Source organism: Rhodococcus sp. (in: high G+C Gram-positive bacteria) (assembly GCF_049286785.1).
Taxonomy (GTDB): Bacteria; Actinomycetota; Actinomycetes; order Mycobacteriales; family Mycobacteriaceae; genus Rhodococcus_F.
Window position 1 is genome coordinate 1 of the sequence record NZ_JBAQEO010000218.1, and the last position, 1,734, is coordinate 1,734.

The window sequence follows — 1,734 nt, forward strand, 5'->3', positions numbered from 1 at the left end:
ACAGCTGGTCGATCGACGACAAGGACGTGCACCCGGACGGATCTGCCACCGAGGCCAAGCACGGTTCGACCAGCCCGGAGAGGTACACCTGCGAAACGGTGCAGTCCTACCGCCACCTCGAGCGACAGCACCGAACCGACTTCCGTCTGGATAGCGCTGTGAACTACACGATCCTGGCGGAGGTAACCCGTGATGCAGGGTTTGACATCCTGGTCTCGGAATCCCCGGTCGCCGCATGCCGACTTCTGCCGATGCACGATCGGTCGGTGGTGGTCTCGCGAGCGGAGGCGCTTCCCATCCTCGCCCACTACCTGCGCCGACAGCACATTTTTCAGGCTGGCCCGGCGTGCAAAGTCACGCTGAGTCGCCACACCTACTACCAGGAGGCCGTCCGCTCCCTGGCGCCAGCTCTGCGCGGCTGGGAAGCCCGTGTTGCCTGGGGCAGCGGCGCGTCGGCGGAGGTGACTACCGGGGTGTCGTCGCGGTACCGGACGGCCGTTAGTCGACTCGCCCGCGCACTGGAGGGCCGAGACGACATCGCCTGGAGTCTGGGTAGCTACCTCACGAGTCCGGTACTCGAGGACTGCATGGACGACTTCGATCACCTCCTTCTCCTGCTGTGTGGCGGTGTGGACGTGATCGCCCGCGCCCTCTACCTGGCACTCGGTTTGCCGCCGGAGAAAGTGCTGTCCGCCAAGCTGCACGCGGATTGGTACAGGACCAACGTCAGCAACCGATACGCCCATCCAGCAGAGGCAGACGCGATCGCAGAACTGAATCGCCTCCAGGCCGACGTCAAGGTGATTTTCGAGCTGCGCAACTCCATCCACAACGTGCAGATCCAGCCGGTCCCTGTCATCCGACTGCCGCACGGGGCGAACACAGTCCGAGGTGAGGCGCCATTTCGCGCCCACGTCACCGCCGACATCGCCGCGAAGCTCCAGGAGAAGGTCGGCCCCGAGGTTGCGGCTGCATGGGGATTCCAACCGGTATTCGACGGAGGGGCTACCGCTGACCTCTGGCTGATCGCCGACAAGGCCGTCGAGACCACGTTCAGGTTCCTGAATCTGCTGAGCGCCATCGCGCTGCGTAATCCGCTCCCGGAGGGAAGCTCAGCACTGCTGGCCGGCGAGGTCCCTGCAATGCCGCCCCGGCAGGTTCCGTGGCCAGGGTACGAAGACCACTTGCCGACCTTGCTGGGACTTCCCGATCCCCTTCCCGCACCGGTCACGGTGTGTCCGTGAAACCGGCTACGGCGCAGGGTCCCCACGGGATCGGAGCCACAGGCGTGGACGCAGTCCGCGGTCGTTGACGTCGGCTTCGTTGGGTTCGAGCCGTCTGCTGCGATGCCGGCGTTGCGCCCGCCTGGGCCGCGCGGTGAGGTGTTCAGAGCGACTGAATGTGGGCGGCCGCTTGATCGATGGTCGGGAATACCTTGGCGGCTGATGGGCTCGTTCCCACGGACCAGACGTGGTGGGCAGGGTTGTCGGTCCCTGTCCCGGGGCTGGCGGCGTATTCGAATCCTTTCGTCTTCGCCGCGATCCGGATGGACTTCGGCGTGGGCTTTCCTGCACCGCCCCACGTGCGTCCGTCCTGGCGGGCTAACGCCAATGCCGCGCAGTTAGGGCGGCGGGTCTGTTGTCAAGTGTGCTGGTATGAGGATGCTGATGCTGATCTCGGCGTGGTAGTTGGTGCGGTCGATGTCGCCCTTGGCTCGGTGTTTGGAGATTGCGC

At 65.3% G+C, this 1,734-nt stretch carries 1 protein-coding gene; it reads left to right on the forward strand.

Annotated features, from left to right (window positions below; translation table 11 throughout):
* On the forward strand, nt 1-1,244 hold a 1,244-nt coding region (locus tag WAW17_RS09160), incomplete at its 5' end, for a hypothetical protein (RefSeq protein ID WP_422332668.1).
* Nucleotides 1,245-1,734 lie beyond the last annotated feature (490 nt).